Annotated in this window: 15 protein-coding genes and 1 riboswitch; of the genes, 4 read left to right on the forward strand and 11 right to left on the reverse strand. The window is 59.4% G+C overall.

The features are described from left to right. The first annotated feature begins 32 nt into the window (after positions 1-32). A complete protein-coding gene (locus IB262_RS12660; RefSeq protein ID WP_112985387.1) occupies positions 33-1,763 on the forward strand; it encodes a hypothetical protein in 1,731 nt (576 codons plus the stop codon). Positions 1,764-1,953: 190 nt separating this feature from the next. Here the strand turns inward: IB262_RS12660 and IB262_RS12665 are convergent, their stop codons facing one another. Beyond that, on the reverse strand, positions 1,954-3,030 hold the full coding sequence (locus tag IB262_RS12665) for a polysaccharide pyruvyl transferase family protein (protein WP_112985388.1): 1,077 nt from the start codon (positions 3,028-3,030) through the stop codon (positions 1,954-1,956). Positions 3,031-3,195: 165 nt separating this feature from the next. Beyond that, positions 3,196-3,828, reverse strand: a complete 633-nt coding sequence (locus IB262_RS12670) for a class I SAM-dependent methyltransferase (RefSeq protein WP_112985389.1) — start codon at positions 3,826-3,828, stop codon at positions 3,196-3,198. A 747-nt stretch (positions 3,829-4,575) separates the two neighbouring features. Between IB262_RS12670 and IB262_RS12675 the strand changes: the two genes are divergently transcribed. Beyond that, entirely contained in the window at positions 4,576-5,388 is an 813-nt protein-coding gene (locus IB262_RS12675; RefSeq protein WP_113079985.1) for a MobA/MobL family protein, read from the forward strand. A gap of 289 nt (positions 5,389-5,677) precedes the next feature. After that, a riboswitch (TPP riboswitch) is annotated at positions 5,678-5,781 on the forward strand. Between the two features lie 117 nt (positions 5,782-5,898). Continuing rightward, positions 5,899-6,774: a bifunctional hydroxymethylpyrimidine kinase/phosphomethylpyrimidine kinase gene (gene thiD / locus IB262_RS12680; RefSeq protein WP_113079986.1), complete on the forward strand. Its 876-nt coding sequence runs from the start codon at positions 5,899-5,901 to the stop codon at positions 6,772-6,774. A gap of 23 nt (positions 6,775-6,797) precedes the next feature. On the opposite strand, the gene IB262_RS12685 is transcribed toward thiD, so the two are convergent. From IB262_RS12685 to IB262_RS12725, 9 genes are all read right to left on the reverse strand, one after another. Next, positions 6,798-8,099, reverse strand: a complete 1,302-nt coding sequence (locus IB262_RS12685; protein ID WP_113079987.1) for a glycosyltransferase family 4 protein — start codon at positions 8,097-8,099, stop codon at positions 6,798-6,800. Continuing rightward, complete coding sequence (locus tag IB262_RS12690; protein WP_113079988.1) at positions 8,096-10,315, reverse strand: hypothetical protein; 2,220 nt, start codon at positions 10,313-10,315, stop codon at positions 8,096-8,098. The genes IB262_RS12685 and IB262_RS12690 overlap by 4 nt, the downstream gene beginning before the upstream one ends. Before the next feature lie 10 nt (positions 10,316-10,325). Continuing rightward, a complete protein-coding gene (locus IB262_RS12695; RefSeq protein WP_113079989.1) occupies positions 10,326-11,057 on the reverse strand; it encodes a hypothetical protein in 732 nt (243 codons plus the stop codon). Positions 11,058-11,067: 10 nt separating this feature from the next. Next, positions 11,068-12,330, reverse strand: a complete 1,263-nt coding sequence (locus IB262_RS12700; protein ID WP_113079990.1) for a glycosyltransferase family 4 protein — start codon at positions 12,328-12,330, stop codon at positions 11,068-11,070. Then, entirely contained in the window at positions 12,327-13,172 is an 846-nt protein-coding gene (locus IB262_RS12705; protein WP_060521064.1) for a class I SAM-dependent methyltransferase, read from the reverse strand. Before IB262_RS12705 ends, IB262_RS12700 begins: the two co-directional genes overlap by 4 nt. After that, positions 13,169-15,421 carry a glycosyltransferase family 2 protein gene (locus tag IB262_RS12710; protein WP_192493628.1) on the reverse strand — a complete coding sequence of 751 codons (2,253 nt, stop codon included), beginning with the start codon at positions 15,419-15,421 and terminating at the stop codon, positions 13,169-13,171. The genes IB262_RS12705 and IB262_RS12710 overlap by 4 nt, the downstream gene beginning before the upstream one ends. A 67-nt stretch (positions 15,422-15,488) precedes the next feature. Next, positions 15,489-16,148 carry a calcium-binding protein gene (locus IB262_RS12715; RefSeq protein ID WP_034798040.1) on the reverse strand — a complete coding sequence of 220 codons (660 nt, stop codon included), beginning with the start codon at positions 16,146-16,148 and terminating at the stop codon, positions 15,489-15,491. Positions 16,149-16,459: 311 nt separating this feature from the next. Continuing rightward, positions 16,460-17,878 (reverse strand): HlyD family type I secretion periplasmic adaptor subunit, encoded by a 1,419-nt coding sequence (locus IB262_RS12720; RefSeq protein ID WP_113079992.1) that lies wholly within the window; start codon positions 17,876-17,878, stop codon positions 16,460-16,462. Continuing rightward, positions 17,875-19,620 carry a type I secretion system permease/ATPase gene (locus IB262_RS12725; RefSeq protein ID WP_034798037.1) on the reverse strand — a complete coding sequence of 582 codons (1,746 nt, stop codon included), beginning with the start codon at positions 19,618-19,620 and terminating at the stop codon, positions 17,875-17,877. Before IB262_RS12725 ends, IB262_RS12720 begins: the two co-directional genes overlap by 4 nt. 232 nt (positions 19,621-19,852) lie before the next feature. Here IB262_RS12725 and IB262_RS12730 point away from each other — a divergent pair, with 232 nt between their 5' ends. Continuing rightward, complete coding sequence (locus IB262_RS12730; RefSeq protein ID WP_034798035.1) at positions 19,853-20,425, forward strand: MarR family transcriptional regulator; 573 nt, start codon at positions 19,853-19,855, stop codon at positions 20,423-20,425. Positions 20,426-20,437: the final 12 nt, after the last annotated feature.

Here is a 20,437-nt window from a genome sequence, read left to right on the forward strand (position 1 = left end):
ACGGCTTTCATTGTAGTGGTCGAAGCCTGGATATGGTGGACGAGGTGCCCAGTCGGGAGTGGGCGGTTGCCAATTATCACCCCGTTTTCGCTCCAACCCTCATTCGTACAGCCGGCTACACAATGCCCGGTGATTTTGGTGGTGCACTCTACACGCAAGTAGATGTGGTGCCGTCGCACGACGGCTTCTTTGAGATCAGCCTCGCAGATGGTGTTACAACGGCCTATTATCAATTGTCCGAGCTCGGCGTGACGCCGGAGATGTTTGGCGCAAAGGGCGACGGTATTACGGATGATCTGCCAGCCTTTCAGAGTGCGATAGCTTTCTCTAGACGTCTTTATCTGATCCGCGGCGGCGTCAACTACCGCCTGCACGGACAACTGAATCTCCCCCGTTTCCAATGTATTATTGGCTTTGGGATGGCGAACAGCGATAGCGACGGTACGACGGGTGCGCCCAAGCTTATCTTTACAGGGACTGGCACACATTGCATCGGAACTAATGATTCAGACGGACTTTCGACGCACTCTAAAATCGGCGGCTTCGTTTTGCGGGACACGTCTGGCGGTGGCTACCGCTATCTGATGAATTTCAGACAATGCATCGAAATGACGTTTGAAGACATAAAGCTGGAGACCACGCATACCGGAACAACGGGCTTTCACGGCTACAAGAAAAATCTTTCGGACATAAGTTGGTCTAACAGGATGTCAAACGTCAAGGTCCGGTTGCCCGATGAAAACTCAATGCATACCTTGGACGTCAGTTGGTCGGACAGTACCGTATTAGACTGCCAGTTCACTGGTGGGAACGGTGCGGTAGATAGAGGGATAGAAGTTCGTTACATTGGCTGCCAATTCGAGCGGTCTCAAACTGTGGGTATGACAGTCGCTAAGTCGGCGAACACGAAGCGGTCTTGTTTCATTGGATGTACTTTTGACGGGAATTGGTGTGTAGGGTTGCGCTTCGATACATTTATGGACGATTCCACAACGTATCACGTGGAAAGTTCGGTCGTCGGCTGCACATTTCGGACACTAGATCCAAACAACGGTACTCCCGGCAAGTGTGACATAGAGTTTGTCAATGAGCGTGCCGGGACCGTTTATCAAATGCCCGTAATTTCGGGGAATACACATCAGGCCGGAGCGATTACTCGATTTGAATACTTCGGAATTGGACGATGGTCGGGTGGTAAATTCTTTGGTAACAGTAGCCGCGACTTCAACAGACAGAACTTTGGCATCGAAGACGATGCACTTTATGTAGAGCCGACCGGAATTAAAGTTCCGCGTGGCATGGTGGCCGCGAGGGGCGAAAGAACGGTCTACGGTCAGGAGAAGGTTTCCGGATTCTTCGGCAATCGGAATTCTGGAGCAGCCGGAGTTGCGCTAGGCTATGACGGCGCGGATGCCTTTGTTGCGGCAACCCGGACAAAAGGCAAAGCGAAGCAGGCCTTAGCCTTCAAGGTTGGTGGGGTAACGATCGCTCGCTTTACTCCTGATGGTGACTTCTTCCAACTCGTAACTGATATGTTTATGAGCCTAGGCACAGGTACGGAGAAGTTCCTGAACGTCTTCTCTCGGAACTTCCGACCGGGACCGGGTGTATCTAGCCCAATCTGGACCTCCGGGACTGGAAGCCCAGAGGGTGTCCTTTCGGCACCCGTCGGATCGCTCTACACTCGGTTAGATGGGGGCACGAACACTACATTGTATGTGAAGGAACGGGGCTCTCGCAACACGGGATGGATTGCGAAATGAAACGCCAGCGGCTGAACCGATGTTGCCATTCCCGTTTCCTACATCTATCGGCAATATAGCTGCAAGTCCGATGGCGACAGACTGAAAGCCAAAATCTAGCGGGAGTGCCAACGATACAGCGAGAATCAAATCATTGACCTTCCGATATTTTCCGCGCGATTGCAGCTAACGCATCGTTGCCGCTTATTGCTTAGTTCCAGTTAAACGGTATGGCGTTTGCCTCAAAAAATGATCTAAAGCCATCGCGATAAAACTTGTAGCGCGGGAAATTGTACCCGCAACACAGTTCGAATAACGCGGAGATATCCAAATCTTTTGACACATCTATCTTTTCTGAAGAAATGTAAGGGATGCCCATGGTTTGAGCGAGTTCAATAGTGCGGGAGTCGTGAGCTATTAAAAGGGCGGGGGTTCCAGCGATCAAAGCCGCTACTGTTCCATGAATTCTAGTTCCGACAAAGAACTCTTTGCTTTTGGCATACTCGATCCACTCGTCTAGATTGTGAAAGAACGCGGCCTTGTTTCTGAGGTAATTTACAAGATTGGGATAATTTTCTGTTCTGTAAGTGACGCCAGCAATGTGAGCGGATTGCCCAGGAATGTCATAAGGAGCCCTGCCGTAAGCTATTTCTAGGTCTGTGGTCTCTGATTGTAATAGAATGTCAGCCTTAAGTTTATATGCCTGATTATAAATGTAGGACTGAAAATCGATTGGAATATTGTCTGCGTGGCGAGTTCCATGCATTACAATTCCTCTTCCCAATGCGCGCGATCTGACCGTTGGGCCGGAGGGGCCGCACATCAGCAGGGACGGACAGCCCGTCGGGATAGAGTTCTTGATGCCATAAAATTCGAGGACTTCGCACGAAAATGGTCCCCGAGTACTGATCACTTTAGAGCGCTCGGATACAATCTTCATAAGTCGAATAGTCCCAGGCTCAACCCTAGGCATCTCTTTCCTTACGCTCGACTGTGCGCCGATCCCTATAATGGCAGCCGGGAGGTCCGTAGCTTCTATCAGCGACGCTAGTGCGCTAAAATCATCGCCCGGGTTCATCCAGTTTGCTGCGGCAATAATAATACCATCTGCATCATCCGGTAGGTGACCTCCATGGTAGAACGAACTTCTGTCAATGTTTCGCAGGATTGCCTCCGTGAACAACATGTTCCCCGAGTTGCCGCCCAATCGTTGCACAAGCTCCGCATTGCTTAAATCACCTTTTTGAGCGATGGACGGGCATCCGATTACGATTGGTCGCAAAAACATTGGTATTCCTTGTATTCAATGGATGAAGGCGATCTTTCGTTACGCCCTTTGCCGGGCGATTGTCCAGCGGAACGGCAATTAGGCGGCAAGAACCCAAAACTTTAGGGAACCGTGCCCGGCTGATGCCAGCAAACAGTATGCGTTTATGGCAGGTTGCCTACCGGTTTATTTAAGCTCGGGGAGCTTTTTGCGAAGGACTGCCGCACCGCGAAGAAACGCCACGAACTCAAGGTCCCGCCCAGCTTCGATAATGAAGTTATCTTCGACTTCTTCACGACTGGAAACCCAAATACCAATGACCCAATCTGAGATACGCTGCAGGTATTCGGTCGCGGTTAACGTTCCGGGCGTGCCGTATTGTTTGCGGTACTTGCCATGGCTCGTATCCAAATCCTCGATGATGAAAACTCCGCCTGGCTTCAAAGCCGGGAGGAGCTTGCGGAGCGTAAGGATCTGGTGCTCCCAAAGGTGGGAACCGTCGTCGATGATGACGTCATACGGGCCTTTGCAAGCCAGCTTGTCAAGGTCTGCCGGTTTCCCCTGATCGATGATCTCGATGCTGATGCGCTCGCCGGCATACTGTGTGACCTCAGGATTGATGTCAGCGCCGATGATTTCGCCTTCGCTGAAATAGTCACGCCACGTGCGTATCGAAGAGCCGCCGAGAACGCCGATTTCCAGAAGTTTGACCTTCCTATCGCGGTGTCTTTCCAAGAAAGGTTCGTAGCGGCGCAGGAAATCGTTACGATCGGAGGCCTTGTCGGTACCGTTCTTCAGTCCGATGTCGTCAAGCATCATTGAACCGTCCCCACTGTTAACATGATAGTAAAGTAACCTTGCCCAACCTCTGACTGTCAAGTCGCCACGCGCCTACGTCTTCTGTAAAGATAAGAATTCCACGAAAGGTAAGTCAGTACCGTTCAGTGTTTTTGCTTGACGTGTCCGTAAGATTAGGACCGAGTTAGTTTCTCGCGTCAACGATCTTGACGTTTTTCGTACTCAAGGTCCCTTGGTTTAAGATCTAAGATCTAAAATATAAGGTCGAAAATATAAAATCAAAGATCAAAGATCTAAAGTCGAGACGGTCGTCGTAAAAGGAGGCTGTTTCCGGAGCAGTGCTGCAGTCAGCGGCCACGGCCAAAACGTCAATGAAGGTGCGCCGTCATCAGGCGCTAGCCGAATACCTCGCGGCGCCATTGTTTGTGTCGAGCGGTGGCAGTCGCCACGAGCGAGACGATATCTATAATGTCAAGTTGCGAAAAAAAGTAGTTAGAGAAGCTGCCAAATGGTCTCGAAAGGCAAAATATCAGACCATTGGGGCAAACTCCGAGAGGTGCCCCAGTAGCGAGACGTCTGGACCGGTCAGAATGCGTTTTGAGTCGCCGAAATAAGCGCCAACCGGATGCAATGAGAACTCACGCGAGGCGGGAGCAAGTGCAGTGGTCAGCCCTCATTTTGACGTTCAAGTCATCAGTCGTGGGAAAGGACGTAGCGCGTTAACTGCGGCAGCATACAAGCATCGAGCTACGATGTACTTCGAACGTGATGCCACTAGGGGATGGTTGGTTCGCCTGCCAAAACCGTCATTTGGCGCTTGCTGGTCTCGATGTCCGGATTGATGGAACATCATTCAAGCGCCAAGGCATCGACCTTGAGCCGATCATCCGCTTTAGCGCTGAAACGAAGGCAATTGAGCGCATAATAGATGGCGAAAAGACACCCGTTTTGCGAAAACCGAAGTCGATTGAGTTGAAAGCGGGGCGGCGAGCGCAAAACACTCGCCGCATTCACCGCCGGCCGGAAATAGCGCTTGACCTGATTGTCAGCCAAAAAAGTGTCTTTGACGAACGTGACATCGCCAAAATTCTCCATCGATACACCGATGATGAGAGGGTGTTTGCCCAACTTATGGCACGTATCCTCCGATCCCCCGAGATCTTCCGCATCGACCGCAAGCGATTAGACTTTGCGACCAGTGCTCGTGTCCCAGCCAGTTACACGACGCGGAAACTGATCCGTCTGGAAGCCGAAATCGCTGAGCGTGCTGCTTGGCTGGCGCGCCAATCAACCCACGGCATCCGGAAAGAGCCGACGCGCGGGATGTCAGCCTCGCGAGTGTCCCCAGAGCAACAGGCGGCCGTAGCCAATGTTACCGGTGCTGGCCGACTTGCTGCGGTTGTTGGTCGTGCCGGCGCCGGCAAGACCACAATGGTGAAACGTTGCGCGGGTATCGAGCGAGACGATAAGTTACGTCCGTCGACGCTCGTACGCGTGCAACGCGTGCTCGAAGACGCAGGAATAGAGTTCATTCCCGAGAATGGTGGCGGTGTTGGCGTTCGCTTTAAGAGACCGCTTTAGGAGCGGGTGATCGCCGGCGTTTTTCCGGTACACGTGCGCTTAGGACTTGGACATTAACGCGCCAAATCTCCGCTGTCTGGGCCCATGAGCGCTTGCGTCGTCGTCTGAGAGAAGTAAAGTCCAAATGTCTGTGAAGTCGAACGCTCAGGCAGAAGGCTCCTCGTGCTCTAAGAGCATGAGGGGCCTTCTTTCTCAGTGAGACACTTTGGATTCTCCCCAATTGCGTTAGCCGGATGCTCCGGCTCTAAACTCCGGCAATTGACATCCCCGCCTACGCTCCCCTAGCATCCCTCCCGCCGAGGGGCGCACTATCACGGTGCTGAGATGGCGGTGAGCCAGACCCTTGAACCTGATCCGGATCATACCGGCGTAGGAACGGCGAGGGCCTTTCTGCTCACCAGCCGTCTCTGCGCTTGTCGACCGGATCTCCGTCCATGTCGGGGAGGTCGCTTTGCTCGTGTCTGTTCTTAAATCAAACCGAAAGGGCTCAGGTCTCAAGCAGGTGGGGCTATGACCGCGATCGCCGTCACCATCGCAGGCTCGGATTCCGGCGGCGGGGCCGGCATCCAGGCGGATCTGAAGACGTTCTCGGCGCTGGGCGTTTATGGCGCCAGCGTGATCACGGCGGTCACGGCGCAGAATACCCGCGGGGTATCTGCGGTGGAGGATATCTCCCCGACCGTCGTTGCGGCTCAGATCGATGCCGTATTTTCCGATCTCGCCGTTAGTGCGGTGAAGATCGGAATGGCCTCGCGGCGGGAGACGATCGAGGTGATTGCGGCCGGTCTGAAACGCTATGGCCGGCTGGCTGTCATCGACCCGGTGATGGTGGCGACCTCCGGCGATCACCTGATGCACCCCGACGCGATCGCGACGCTCAGGGAGGAGTTGCTGCCGCTGGCGCTCATACTGACGCCGAACCTGCCCGAGGCGGCGCTGTTGACCGGACGCGCAATCGCTGAAACCGAGACCGAGATCGCACGCCAGGCCGAGATGCTTCTGAAACTCGGTGCGCGTTCGGTGCTGATGAAGGGCGGGCATGGCAAGGGCAAGGATGCAACCGACGTTCTCTTTGGCGAGCGGGACGTCCTCAACCTGTCGCGGCCTCGGATCGAAACCAGGAACGATCACGGCACCGGGTGCACCCTCTCGGCCGCAATCGCTGCGGGTCTTGCCAAGGGCAAGTCGATCGAGGATGCGGTCGTCGCTGCCAAGGCCTACTTGCATGACGCGTTGGTCGCTGCCGATCGTCTGACTATCGGACAGGGGCGGGGGCCGGTGCATCATTTTCATCATTGGTGGGGCGACGACAAAGGGTCGGGCGCCGCGGCATCGAACGTAGCCGAAGCCCAGGGCGCTCTTGGCCGTGCTTCGCGATCTGGCTGAGCAGTGTGGGCTTCTGGCCTATCTCAGGCCACTGCCGCGCTCGGCAGGGCCGGTTGCTCGCCCTTGAGCATTTTCCGATAGAGCGCCACATGTTCCCGCGCGCAATCGACATGGCTCGTCGGTCGCCGAAGTGTCGCACGCAGATTGTCCCATGCCCGTGGCGCGCCCAAAACGTCGATCAGGCGGTCGGCGAGATCCTGGGCGCTGCCGGCGCGGAAGTGATAGCCATCCAGCCGGTCGCGAACCTTTTCGGCCATGCCGCCGATATCCGAACACAGGATCGGCCGGCCGTGATGTAGTGCCTCCTGGATGACAACGGGCGAGTTTTCCCACCAGACCGAGGGCATCACCACCCAGTCAACCGAGCGCATCAGCCGCGGCATGTCCTGGTTCTGGTAGGCGCCATAGAAGCGCACACGGCGACCGGCGTCCTCGATCAGTTTCGCCACCTTCTCCTGGTAGTCCTTCGGCTGACGCTCGAGGTTCCCGCCAAAGATCATCAGCGAGGAATCATCGCCCCAGATGTCGTCCGGCACACGCGATACCGCGTCGATCAGCACGTGAACGCCCTTGAATGGCGTCATCTGCCCGAAATAGGCAAAACGGTTACGCCGCGCCGTTGGTGACGGCAATTCACGAGCCGGCGCCTTGTCGCCCAGGACGATGCCGTTTTCGATCACGAAAATTTTTGCGGCTTCGAGCCCCCATTCGACATAGCGGTTGGCGAGAAAGGCGCTCGGCGCGATGAAGGCATCGGCGAGATTGAGCATGCCGCGCACGAACTGTTCGCGGCGAACGAAGCGCGACACCGGGATTTCGGGGAAGCACGTGTGGCAGCTGATCGGCGAGGCGCCGTTGCAAAGCTGGCCCGAGGGGCGTTTCACCATTTGCCCGTGATTGTGGCAGATCGGCAGATACTCATGGAACGTCACGACGATGCGCGCCTTGGGCAGGGCATCACGAACGGCGTAGAGCGCTTCCAGGCCGAAGCCGAGGATATGATGGAAGTGAACGATGTCCGGCTTGATGTCGCCGACGAAGCGCAAGAGGTCGCGGCGGATCGCGTCCGTATCGCCGTTGGAGAGGAAGAAATGATCGAAGTCTTCGGCGTGGTAGAGCACTTCGTCCATGGCAAGACGCAGGCTCATCAGCGCGGAGGCGCCATGGCGCGGAACCGGACTGCCGACACGGGCAAGGTAGATCGATTCCACGCCCGATAGGCCGTTCAGCGCCTTGTGAAGGCCATGCGAAGCAATTTCGGCCCCGCCAAGCGAATGGGTCGGGTGGCCATGGGAGACCACCAGTACGCGGAGTTTTTCGCTCATGCGTCAGTCTCCTCGAAGAATGTTTGGGCGGTTTCGGAGGCGGGCATCCATCGGGCGCGGAAGAGCGTCCGATCGACACGCTCCACGAACCGGGCGGTGGCGGCGGAGCCCGCTCCGGGCATGTCGTCCGATCCGACCATCTGCAGGGAAGGAAGCCAGTAGGCTTCATAGCCCTTGCCGCTGAGGCGAAGGGCAAGATCGAGGCCCTTCAGCGCTGCGCCGAGATAGGTCTGCGACAGGCCAGCGTCCTCCAAAAGCGCCTTACGCGGCAGGATGCAGCAATCGAGCGATGCAGTTGCGACCCGGGTCAGCTTCAGGCGATTGACGGCGCCGACAGGATAGCCGGCGTAGCGGCTCGATTGCAGATGGTCGGGGCGATCAAGCGACGTGCTGCCGGCCCAGCGGATAGAGTGATCCTCGTAGGCAAGGGTCGGCGAAATGATGCTTCCCGTCTTTGCCTCGTAAGCGGCAACGAGTGCCTGATACCACCCGGTATTGGCTGGCGTCAGCGACGCGGAAAGCAGAACGACCGCGTCGCTGTTCACGCTTTCGGCGGCCGCTTGCGCCATGTCGCATGCATCGCCGGCGCCTTCGACGGAGACGAGCCGCAGCGGCAAGCGATAGAATTCGGAGAGTTGACGGATGTGGACTGCATGCCTTCGGAACCGCTCGGCCTGGAGCACGAGCGCGATGGGGGCCCGGCGCGTTTGCGGATCAAGCGCGAGCAGCCCCAAAAGCGGTGCGAAATCCGTCTCGGTTTCTCCGGCGACAAGAAGGATGGCGGTACCCTCGGCCTGGTCGAAGGGGCCCATGTCGACGGTGGTTTCCACAGTTGGTGCGCTGCTACGTGCCCTTGTCAGGAACGGGACGATCTGTCGGTCGATAATATCGGGCAGGGCCCAGCTTGTCGGATCGATCGAGCCAAGCAGCCGTAGGGCGGCGGCGCGTGCCGGTAGCCGGACGGGGAAAAGTGGCATGTAGGCGCGGCGGGCATCGCGAAGGGTGAGTTCGAGGTGAACTGGTCCTTCTGCCTCGCCACCAAGCGGCTCGACTTGACCGATGAAGCCATGGGACCGGCGATGGCCGGAAATCGCGCTTTTGAACTCCGGCCGATCGACGAAGGCCTCTTCGACGTCGGACCGTTCGGTTCGGGTCCAGCTCGCGTCCAGCCTTGCGCCGCCGCCCTGCCGGCAAAGTCGTACGCTTTCAACATGGCCTTCCGCGTCTAAAAGCCAGCCCGAAATCAGGAAGGCACCATCCTCACCCTGGTAGAGTGCATCCACGCCAAGGCGGACAGGAACCGGAAGGCTTGAGATCGTCTCGGTGCCATCGTATCCGCTCGCTGCATTGCGCAGGCGAAGCATGACCTGGGGCGAGCTCTGGCTCTGGAGCAGCATCGCGCGGATATGGCCGGGTGTCTCGAGCGGACCGGTCACGACCCGGCTTTCGTGGAGCCCGACATAACGCCAGGCGCCGCGGCCGCGATAGAATATGCCCTTAATGTCGCGCGCTCGGGGCAGATCGTTTGCGGACAGGAGGCCGACAAAGCCGGCCGAGCCGTCAGGCGCGTCGTTGCGCTGGAAAATGGCGACGTTGCAATCGGCAAGGACGGTATCGTCGCTCTTGACGATCGCCCGGCAGACGCCGGCGGGCAGGTCGTGCGCCCATCCTTTCAGGGCGATGGTCCCGTCATGGCCCTCGCCGAGCAGTTCGATATATCCGTCGCTCGCCGCTCCCGTTTTAAGCAGGGTCGTAATGGCCGCGAGCCGTTGATCGGCATGCGGTGGCTTGATCAGCACGTCGACCAGCCGGCCGAGGACATGGACAAACTGCGGACCGGCAAAATCCTTCAGCATCGCCGTGACTTCACCGATCGAAACAGTGCGTGGCGCAACCATATAGCGCTTGCCGTTACCCGCCTTGCCGAAGCGGAGCGTAGTCGGCAGCAGCTCAGAACCTTCGACCGGCAACAGCGCGGCGAAGCCATGCGTGGCGGAAGACTGGGGTGCCGCCAGCCGCCAGCCGACGACCGACGCCATGACCTGGCTTGACGCATCTTCATTGATCTCAACCGGCAACTGATCGGCCATCGGGCCACCGGTTCCGATAACGAGCAACAGTGTTTCGTCGATCGGGCAGGCGATGATCCGTCCACTACGCGCGATGCGGCCAAGCGGTGCTGGGCTTGCGGAAAGGCTGAGTTCCGAACTGGGCATGAGATGCGCCTCAGGTCCGAAGGAAGACGGAAAGGATCGCACCTGCCGCAAAGCCCGCAAGCACGAAGAGTAGCAGAAACGCGGGCTTCAAATCGCCGTTCGAGCGCTGCTTCAGTGCGTTGAGGCTCCTTTCCATGCCCGCGATTACACCGTCGAGCCGCATCAGGTGGACGTCGAGATCGGTCAGTCGCTGGGTGATCTCTCCGCGGAGGTTCGCGACATCGTCGCTGATTGCCGCAAGCCCGGGGCTTTCGGCTTCATCGCCGTCGTCAACTTTCGACCGCAGGGCGGAACGCTGCGAGACCTGCAATTGCCGTTGCGCTGCCATCAGCACGTCGAGCTTGTCGAGCACTTTTGCAAGCGGTGCTGCAATCAGCGCTTCGGCCGCCTGTTCATCGGGCTTGGGAACACGAAGCGGCAGTTCGCCGCCTTTGCCGGTCGCCGCAAGCACGACGAGTTCGCCGCTGCGCGCGCTCGCCATCTCGGGCAACGCGATTTCAAACGCGTGGTTGCCGTCGCCAATGCCGTTGCGCTTGAGATCGGGCCGGTTGCGGTCGGCGAGCGCCTCGGCGATCACCTTGCCGTCGAGAAGCACGCGAATGGCAAGCCGCTTTTCCGGAGTTTCCGGGTCGAATGCCCAGCCGAAGACGCGGCCCTGGTCGATCGCGTCCACGCGGCCCTTCAGCGGCTTTGCATTGTTTTGCTCCGGTGCGACGTCCGGTTTGTCGGCTGCTACAGACATGGTCTTCCCTCTAGGCGGCGACGGTTTCTCGGGGCTCGATCGCGTCGATGAGCGTGAGATAGCGCCGGGCAGTGGTATCGATATCGTTGGGCTTGCGGGCATTGGCCGAAAGGCGGCGCCGAAGGTCAGGGCTTTCCGCCATGCGGCGCATGGCGGCGGCCAGCGCACGCGGATCGTTTGGTGAGACGGTGATGCCGTTGACGCCGTCCTGCACCATTTCGGCCATTCCGCCGATATTGCTGGCGATCACCGGTTTGCGCTGAGACTGGGCCTCGCCGATGACCAGCGGTGCGTTCTCCCACCAGATCGAAGGCACGATGGTGCAATCGACCGCCGCGATGAGCTCGCCGATGTCCTCGCGCCTGTAGGCGCCGCGCTGCTGGACCGAAGGCGCCGTCTTCTTGAAGAGGCGGGCGATCTCATCCTTGAAACTGTCGGCCTGGAAGGGGGCGCCCCCGTGCACCCGCAGCTCAAAACGCAGGCCTTCGTCGATCAACTGCCGCGCAGCCTCGAGAAGCACGGACGTGCCTTTCCAGGGATTGAGATTGCCGAAATAGCCGAAAACCGGCCGATCGTTCTCCGGCTGGCCCTTGCGCGACGGCGCGTCTCGTGGCGGCAGGCCATTGGCAATCACGTCGATTTGGTCGCCGTTAAGACCCCAGTCGATAAAGCGTTGCCTCAGAAACTGGCTCGGCGAGATGAAGCGATCAACGGTCCTGAGCAATGCTTTCAGATGCTGCTCGCGAAGCACGAAGCGATCGAGCGGAATGTCCTTGAAACAGCTATGGCAACGGTCCGGGGTCGACTTGTGACAAAGCTCCTTGCCGCTGGTGCGCACCATCAGCCCGTCGTGATGGCAAAGCGGATAGTAGTCGTGCAAAGTCATCACGATCCGGCAGTCGGGCAGGGTGCGGCGGACGATGTGCGGAAACTCGGCGCCAAGCAGCAGCAGGTGGTGGATGTGAACCACGTCCGGCCGGAAATCGCGCAAAAGCTCGGTAAGGTCAGGCACGACGCCATAGAGGTCGATCTGGCTCATGAAGAAGCGATCGAAATGGCCGGACCACAAAAGCACCTCGTCGCCTTCGGGGCCGATCGCCTGAAAGCTTGTGCCGGGCCGCACCTGGCGGTGCGTCTGGTTGGTGGCGCCGAGGAAGAGCGCCTCGTGACCGGCCCGCTGATAGGCGCGGAAGAGGTCGTGCGCGAAAATCTCCGTGCCGCCGGGGTGAAGCGCCGGATGGTTGTGCGCGGCGACCAAAATACGCTTCTTCATCCGCTCACACTCCGGCGTTCGGCGACGAAGACATCCTGGTAGTGACCGGCACTTTGGCCCCGCCAGTGACCGAGCGATTTCAGGACCGTCGTGAAGCCTGCCCGCTCCAGCGCCCGGTCGAGGAAGCCGTCGTCGAAACCGACGGCGGCAAGCGGCGGCAGGCCGGGCACGAACCAGCAGGGGCCGTCGCCGCTGCGAACGAAGGCAAGACGGGGATCCCGCCGCCCGTGTTCATCCTTCGCGGCGATGCTATCGACCACGAAGGCGGTAACGAAGAGCCGTCCGCCGGGCTTCAGCATCCGGTTGATCTCGCTGAAATAGACGAGCACTTCGTCCGGCGGCAGATGGGTGACGATCGACGTCATGATGGCGAAGTCGAACTGGCGATCGGGGTAGGGCAGCTTCAGCGCCTTGCCGTTGATCCTGCCTGATGGGTTGTAGAGTTCGTGGGCGATGTCGACATGCTGGAAGGTGAAATTCGGATAGACCGGCGTGACGGATTGACGGCACCAGGTGACGCCGCCTTCCACCGGGTCGATACCGACATAGCGCCCGTGATCGCTATCGAGATATTGCGTCAGCGGAACGGCCATGCGGCCGATGCCGCTGCCGATGTCGAGCACGCTGCTTTTCGGCTGTAATCCGCCCATGCGGATGAAGTGGCCGAGAAACTCCGCGCCGACAGCCCGGTAGTTGCCATCTCCGACGAAGACGCTGTTTTGGTCCGGCTGCGGCAGGAAACGATTGGTGAGAACCGTCTGAAGCATGCCTTCGATACGGTCTTCGTTCTGTTGCCAGGCCGGCTGCAGGTTGTCTGCGTGGCGAAGTGCGGGCTGGTTCATGCGGCGCTCCTGGCGGCAGGCTTACGGGTGCTCGGCGCTGCCGCCTCTTCGGCGCCGAGGTAGGATGGCATCAGGGTGGTAATGTCTTGGTTCCAGCGCTCGGTATGCAGCCATGCATTGTACTGGCTGGCGACGCCGCGCGTGTAATCCTGGCTGCGGCTGATCGAGCGTCGCTCCAGATGATAGAGACAGGCTGCCGGCTCATAGACGATGTCGAAGCCGGCTTGGCGGATCTTGAGGCAGAGGTCGCTGTCCTCGTAGTCGCCAATGACGAAGTCCTCGGCATAGCCGCCGACGAGGTCCCACACCTCCTTGCGCATCACCTGGCAGGCGCCGGTGACACCCGGGACGCTCCGCATTTCTTGCGCCGGCGCATAGGCGCCCGGCATGCCCTTGTAGAAATGGTGATTGAGCCAGATGTCCTGCTTGTTGCGGGCAAAATAGAGGCCCGCATGCTGCAGCGAGCCGTCCTCGAACAGCAGTTTCGGGCCGATGGCGCCGATCGACTTTTCCTTCAGCACCGGCATCGCAAGCTTTTCCAGCCAGCCGGCCCCACAGGGCACGACGTCCGAGTTGAGCATGACGATGACAGAACCGCGGGCAAAGCGTGCGCCGGCATTGCAGGCGCGGGCATAGCCGCCGTTGCGGTTCATCACCACGAGCTTCATCGAAAGCCCGTGAAGCAGATGGAAGCCACCGAGCAGGTGCTCCGTCTCGTCGTGGATCTCCGGGGAATCGAGCACGTAGATGATCTCGGCGTTGGCCGCGACGAAAGGATCGGTCGCAAGTCCCGACAGCTGGAAGCGCAGGAAGTCGAGCACGCGGTAGAGGGGAACGACGATCGAGATGAGAGGCGCGGCCATCATCGGGCCGAAGTCCTTGGTCTGGTCGACCCTGATCGTCTTGCCCAGTCGCTGTTCCACGTCTTTCAGCGCCGGCGCAAGGATCGTGCGGAATGCCTGATCGTTGGCGTGCTGGGGCGGAACGGCGCGCAGGATGCGGTTGCGTTGTGTTGCTGGATCGAAGGGTTGCGGTTTTGGCACCAGCGGCTTGACTGCGCCGGACGCCAGCCGCAACTGGAAGCGCGGCTGAAGAAGGGGACCAAGTGGATCGCGCATTGGCAGCCAGCTTACAAAACCGGTCACGTCGGTCTTGGAGCCTTCTTCGGCGCCGCGGGCCCAGCCCGGAAATTCATACCAGTTGCCATCGAGCGGCAAGGCCGTGCCGTCTTCCTGGAGATAGTCGATGCCGGCAAGGACGCCGTTCGCGTCCCGCGTCCATCCGCCGATGAGCAGGCCTTCCGACATGGCAAGGGCGAGGTCGATCTCAGCACCCGGATGCAGTGCCGACTTGCCCGCCTGCTTTGCCGGCAGGGCGGAGCGAAGCTGCAGGTCGATCGCAAGGGCCGTCCCGCTTTCCGGAACCTCGCTCAAGGACCGCACGACGAACTCGCGCAAGCCAGGCGCTGCGCCGTGCTCAGGCCACCATCGCTGGAGGTTGGGAATTCGGGAACCGCGCGGCGAAAGCTCACGCACCGCGATACCGCGCTTTCCCATGATGATAAGTGAGAGCGCCTGAGGCGCGCGCGACGATTCAAGAACGAAATGGCAGCGGCGCTGGCCGCGCTCGGTTCGGCCGGTTACGGCAAATTGCTGCGGCAGCGGTAAAATTGCCTCGGCGCCGAGCGCATAGATAGCGTTGATCTCGCCGAGTTCGGCATTGACGGTCGTCTCTGCCAAATAGCGTCCATGCGCGAGCTGACAGGCGATGGTTGCGGGGCGCTGCCCAAGGTTCAGGGCGTGGATCACGTCATCGACGAGGCCAATAAAGAATTCGTCACGAGACAGGCGAAACGCGCTTCGCCAGACCGTCAGCAGATTGTTGAGAAACTTGAGACGACCATCGGGCTGAAGATCGGAAAGTTGGGCCGCCAGATCGAGGAAAGGGAGCTTGGCGGTCGGTTCCAGAACCACCGTCTGCAAGATCTCGCCGTCCGCCGCGATTTCGGCGAGTTCGCGGTCGTTTCCGGGGCGCATCGCCCAGAAGATCCGTTGGCCCCCCTGGGCGCGCGGAAGCGCCATGCTGACGAGAGGTACGAGGGAACGCGACGCAGAAAGGGCGTATTTGGTCTTTGCCGAGAGTTCGGAAGGTGCGTCCCAGATCAGCACAGCAACGTCGAAGCCGAGCCTGAATGCTGCGGCGCTTGTGAAGTCGAGGCCGAAGCTTCTGATACGGTCGTCTGCCGTCACGCGCTACTCCTGAAGGACGAAAAGGGAGGGCGCCCCACCGGGAGGAAGTGGGGCGCGCCAGTCAATCTCAATGGATCGTGAAGTAGTGGTTCGGGTTCGCCTGGATGTCGTCGGCGTCCGCATTGACGAGCGTCAGCGTATCGCCATGGCCGAAGTCGATGACCACGTTGCCACCAACCTGGGTGACGCGCGATGCCAGATCTTCAGGCGACGAAATGTCGAGGCCGTTGATGTCCTTCGAAATCTGCAGAAGGTCTTCGCCGGGCGTGAAGTCGAGGATGACGTCGTTGCCGCCACCGCCGTCAAACACGAACACGTCGCTGCCTTCCCCGCCGGTCATGACGTCGTCGCCCTGGCCGCCGTTGATGATGTCGTTGTCGGCACCACCGAACAGGATGTCGCTGCCTCGGCCGCCCATCAGCAGGTCGCTGCCGCCGCCGCCAATGAGAATGTCGTTCCCGTTGTCGCCGTAAAGCAGGTCATCACCCTGGCCGCCGAACAGAACGTCGTTCCCGTTCTCGCCATGGATAACGTCGTCACCCCAGCCGCCGAACAGGGTATCGCTGCCGTTACCGCCGAACAGCATGTCATCACCTTCGTCGCCGAAAATGGTGTCGTCGCCATTGCCTCCGTTCACGAAGTCATCGCCAGCACGGGCATGGATGAAGTCGTCGAAGCGTGAGCCAAAAAGGGCGTCATCATACGCGCCGCCTTCCAACGTGGCCATATGCTACTCCTCTTAGTTGTTGCGTACGTCATTTTGGTTGTGCTTGCGCTCATCCTCGGTCTCAAACCGGTGGCGAGCGCGGCGACATTGCACTGCAAAAAAACATATGGCAACAGCAAAAAAGAAATAAAATCAGCTGCACTGTATTATTATCTGCTACCTACGATGTATATCTTGTATCAGTTTGATGATTATCCCTGATATCTAAGGGGTCATAGATTTGTTATTACTTAGAAATAAATTCAAATTTAGAAACAAATTGCCGGCGAAATTGAATTTCGCCGGCGCAGGCGGTGTTGGAGCCTTCTGGATCAGTCTTCCCGGAAGGCTCGATTGAGGCTCTCTGCAATCGGCGAAACCATGTAATCGATCGCCGAGCGCGGCTTGTGCACGATCAGCACTTCCGCCGGCATACCGGGATAGAGGCGGATGTCCGGGTTGGCGGTGAGCGAGGCCGGCGCAATGCGGGCGCGCGCCACGTAGTAGGAGACGTTCGACTTTTCATCGACTGATTGGTCGGCTGCGACGTAGCTGATTTCGCCATCGAGCGGCAGGTGCGAGCGCTGGTTGTAGGCGGTCAGCCGGATTTGCGTCTTTGAGCCGATGCCGATACTGTCGATGTCTCGGGTGCCGACATGCATCTCGACCAGAAGCGGTTCGTCCTCAGGCACGATGTCGAGTAATGGCTGGCCGGCAGAGACCGCGCTGCCCGGTGTGCGCAACTGAATGTTGGTGACGATACCGGTCTGCGGCGAGCGGATTTCGAGGCGGCTCAAGACGTCCTTGGCCGAGACGAGGCGCTGTCCCACATCTGCAAGTTCGAGGCGGGCGGTCGTGATTTCGCCGGCGATCTCCGACTGGAATTCGTTCTCGATACCGGTCAGCCCGAGTTCCGCTCCGGCTTCCGCCTTTTCGGCCTGGGCCTTGTTGCCGGCAAGCTCACCGCGCGAAGCGGCAAGTTCGCTGAGCTTGGCATCGATCTCGATCAGCTTGGAGCGCTGGGCAAATTCCTTGGCAACCAGCGTCGCGATCGCGGTGCGCTGCTCGGTGATCAGTTCGATCTGGCGATCGGTCGCTCTAATCTGCTCGGCAAGCGACTTGGCCCTTTCCGAGTACTCTTCGATGGTCTTGCCCTGAACCTCGAGCCGGCCGGCCTTTGCTTCGCGCCGGCGGTCGAAGAAGTTTGTCTCCGCCTTCACCGCGTCGTCGGCAGCGGTTTCCGCGGTGCCCATCAGCTCGTCTGGGAAATCTATCTGCGCGGCTTCGGTCTGCTCCGCCCTGAGGCGGGCAAGCTTTGCGATCAGCCCAAGGCGCCGGCTTTGCAGTGCCTCAAGGTCGGATCGGGCGCGGGTGTCGGCAAGCTTGACCAGCGGCTGGCCGAGCGTGACGCGATCGCCTTCCTGGACGAGGAGGCGGTCGAGGATGCCGCCTTCGAAGTGGCTGACGGTCTTGCGCTTCGAATCGACCACGATCGTGCCGCTTGCGACCGACGCGCTGCTGAGTTCCGTTGAAAACGCCCAACCGAAGAAACCACCGAAGGCGACGAGGATCGTCGTCAGGCCCGCAAGGACCACGCCGCGCAGCGGCGCGGTGGCGCTTCCTTCTGCGTCCGCATCCAGCCCGTGCAGAGGGTGGGGCCGCTCGGGGATCGCGGGCAAGTTCGCGCGGTCGTCCTTGGCCACGAGTATGCGTGCGTCGCGAGAGGCTGGCAGGTTCTGTTTGTTCGTCATGCGGATACGCCTTCCCGTCTCGGCTCGCCGGGTGTCATGGATGCGACCACGTCGGTGCGCGGGCCGAACTGGGTGATGCGCCCGTTTTCAAGAACGAGCAGCTTGTCGGCGGCCTGCATGATCGTCGGCCGGTGGGCGATCATGATGACGATCGCACCGTCGTTGCGCGCCCGCTCGATCGCGCGGATCAATGCGCGCTCGCCGATGGCGTCGAGATTGGCGTTCGGCTCGTCGAGAACGATCAGGCGAGGATGGTCGTAAAGGCAGCGGGCAAGAGCGATGCGCTGGCGCTGGCCGCCCGAAAGCGTCAGGTGGCCATCGCCGACCGGAGTGTCGTAGCCGAGCGGCAGGCGCCCGATCATGTCGTGCACGTCAGCAAGCCGAGCCGCCTCGAGCACTTTTTGGGGTTCGCCTTCCTCCATGCGCGAGATGTTGTCGCGGATGGTTCCTTCGAGCAGCGAAACCGACTGCGGCAGGTAACCGGTCATCTGGCCAAAGGAAGCGCGCTCCCACAGATAGACATTGTTGCCGTCGAGGAAGACGCCGCCGGTGGTCGGCTTTTGAATTCCGACGAGGAGCCGGGCCAGTGTCGATTTGCCCGCCGCCGAGGGGCCGACGATGCCGAGAACTTCGCCGGGCGAGAGCGAGAAGGAAACGCCCTTGATGATCGGCACATCGAGGCCGGGCGCCGCGTAAACGAGCTTATCCACAACAAGATCGCCCTGCGTGCGCGGCTGCGGCATGGTCTGGCGTACGGCCAGATCCTGGTTCAGCGCAGTCTCTATCCGGCGCCAGCTTGCGATGGCGAGCACCCACTGACGCCAGTTCTCGATCATCGAATCAAACGGGGCGAGCAGGCGTCCGACGAGGATGGTCGTCGCCATCATCGCGCCGGGGGAAATCTCTTGTTTCATCACGAGGATAGAGCCTGTTGCCAGTGCGGCCGCCTGGATCATGAAGCGCAGCGAACGGGTGATCGAAGCCATCGCCTTGCTGCGGCTTCCGCTGGTTTCCAACGCGTCGAGCGCGTGCAGCTGTGCGGTGCGCCAGCGGCGGGCAAGTGCCGGCAGCATGCCCATCGCCTCGATCGCCTCGGCATGGCGCAAGCTTGAACCAATTTTCGAAACGGCCTCGATATTGGCTTGATTGGCCTCTTTCATCAGCCGGCGAGTCAGCAAATCAGTCAGCAATCCACAGCATACGAGCAGGGCAATGGAAATGGCGCCAAGAAGGCCGAACATTGGGTGCAGCGCAAAGAGCACCCCGAGAAAGATCGGCGACCAGGCGGCATCGAGTGGGGCGCTGACGGCAGAGGTTGTGAGGAAGCTTCTCAATTCCGCCAGGTCCCGTAGCGACTGGGTCGCCCGGGTCAGCCCTTGATCGGCGGCCGCCTGAACGGCGGCGGTCAGCACCGGCAGGTTCAGCCAGCGCACGACCGCACTACCCATCGCCTGGAACGTCAAAGCCCTGATGTATTCGAGCACGCCGTAGATCACGAGTGCGCCGATGACGAGAATCGTCAGCATGGTCAGCGTGTCCATGCTCTGGCTGTTCAAAACGCGGTCATGAACTTGCATCATGTAGAGTGGTGTCGAGAGCTGCAATATGCCGATGCAAGCACTCAGCAGGGCTGCATAAATAAGTGCCAAAACAAACACGCGGCGCGCCTTCAAAATAAGCAGCCGCGGATCGTTTGCTCCATTTTGCGCCTTCTTTGGCCCAATTTGGTTCTTGCTAATCATATTGCCTCGTTTGCTGTCACGCGTGGCGATTTTCTGGATAAGTTCGTTGGGGTCTTGAGGAAGCTATTTTGTTTGTTATCACTTAAATCACAGTGTTGCCGTGATAAGTGTGACACAATAATGGTGGAATGCTCAAGATAGTCGTATTCGGGGGGAGTAAAGGGGGCGAAAAATTGCTTCAAAATTTGAAGTAATTTTTGAATATTGTAGTAATGCTCAGTTGGAGAGAGGGATGAATCAAAGGATTCTCTATCCGTTCGCAGATTTTGGCGGCGCTGTTGCCATCCGCCCCGGGGATGACGCAGCTGGAAGTGCCCCTGAACATGACAATATTGACCAGGAGAGCGAAGCGTCCGTGGTCACATATTTCGAGTTGGCACGGATGATGGAGCGGGCCAGCCGGCGCTTTACCGGCCTGTTGCGTGCCGAGCTGACGAAGCTTGGCGTCGACGATATCGGCCCGGCACAGGCGATGGTCCTTCTGGCGATCGGCGATGCGGAAGTGTCGGTGGCGGAGCTTTTGGACCGTGGCCACTATGTCGGCTCCAACGTCTCCTACTACCTGAAGCAGTTGGGCGACGGAGAGTATATCGACAGGGCCGCCTCCCAGCGCGATCGGCGCTCGGCCCGCATCAAGCTTTCGGAGAAGGGCAAGCAATTGTGCGATTCCTTACGCAAGGCGGCTGGCGCCTATGAACGTGTCCTCAGCCACGGCGAGCAGGACCGGCGCAATCTCGAAACCGCATTTCAAACACTGCACCGGCTCGAGCTGGTTTGGGGGAATGCAACGCGCTACGGCATCTGAGATGCCCGCGCA

This window comes from Ensifer sp. ENS02 (genome assembly GCF_014851885.1).
Lineage (GTDB): Bacteria > Pseudomonadota > Alphaproteobacteria > Rhizobiales > Rhizobiaceae > Ensifer > Ensifer adhaerens.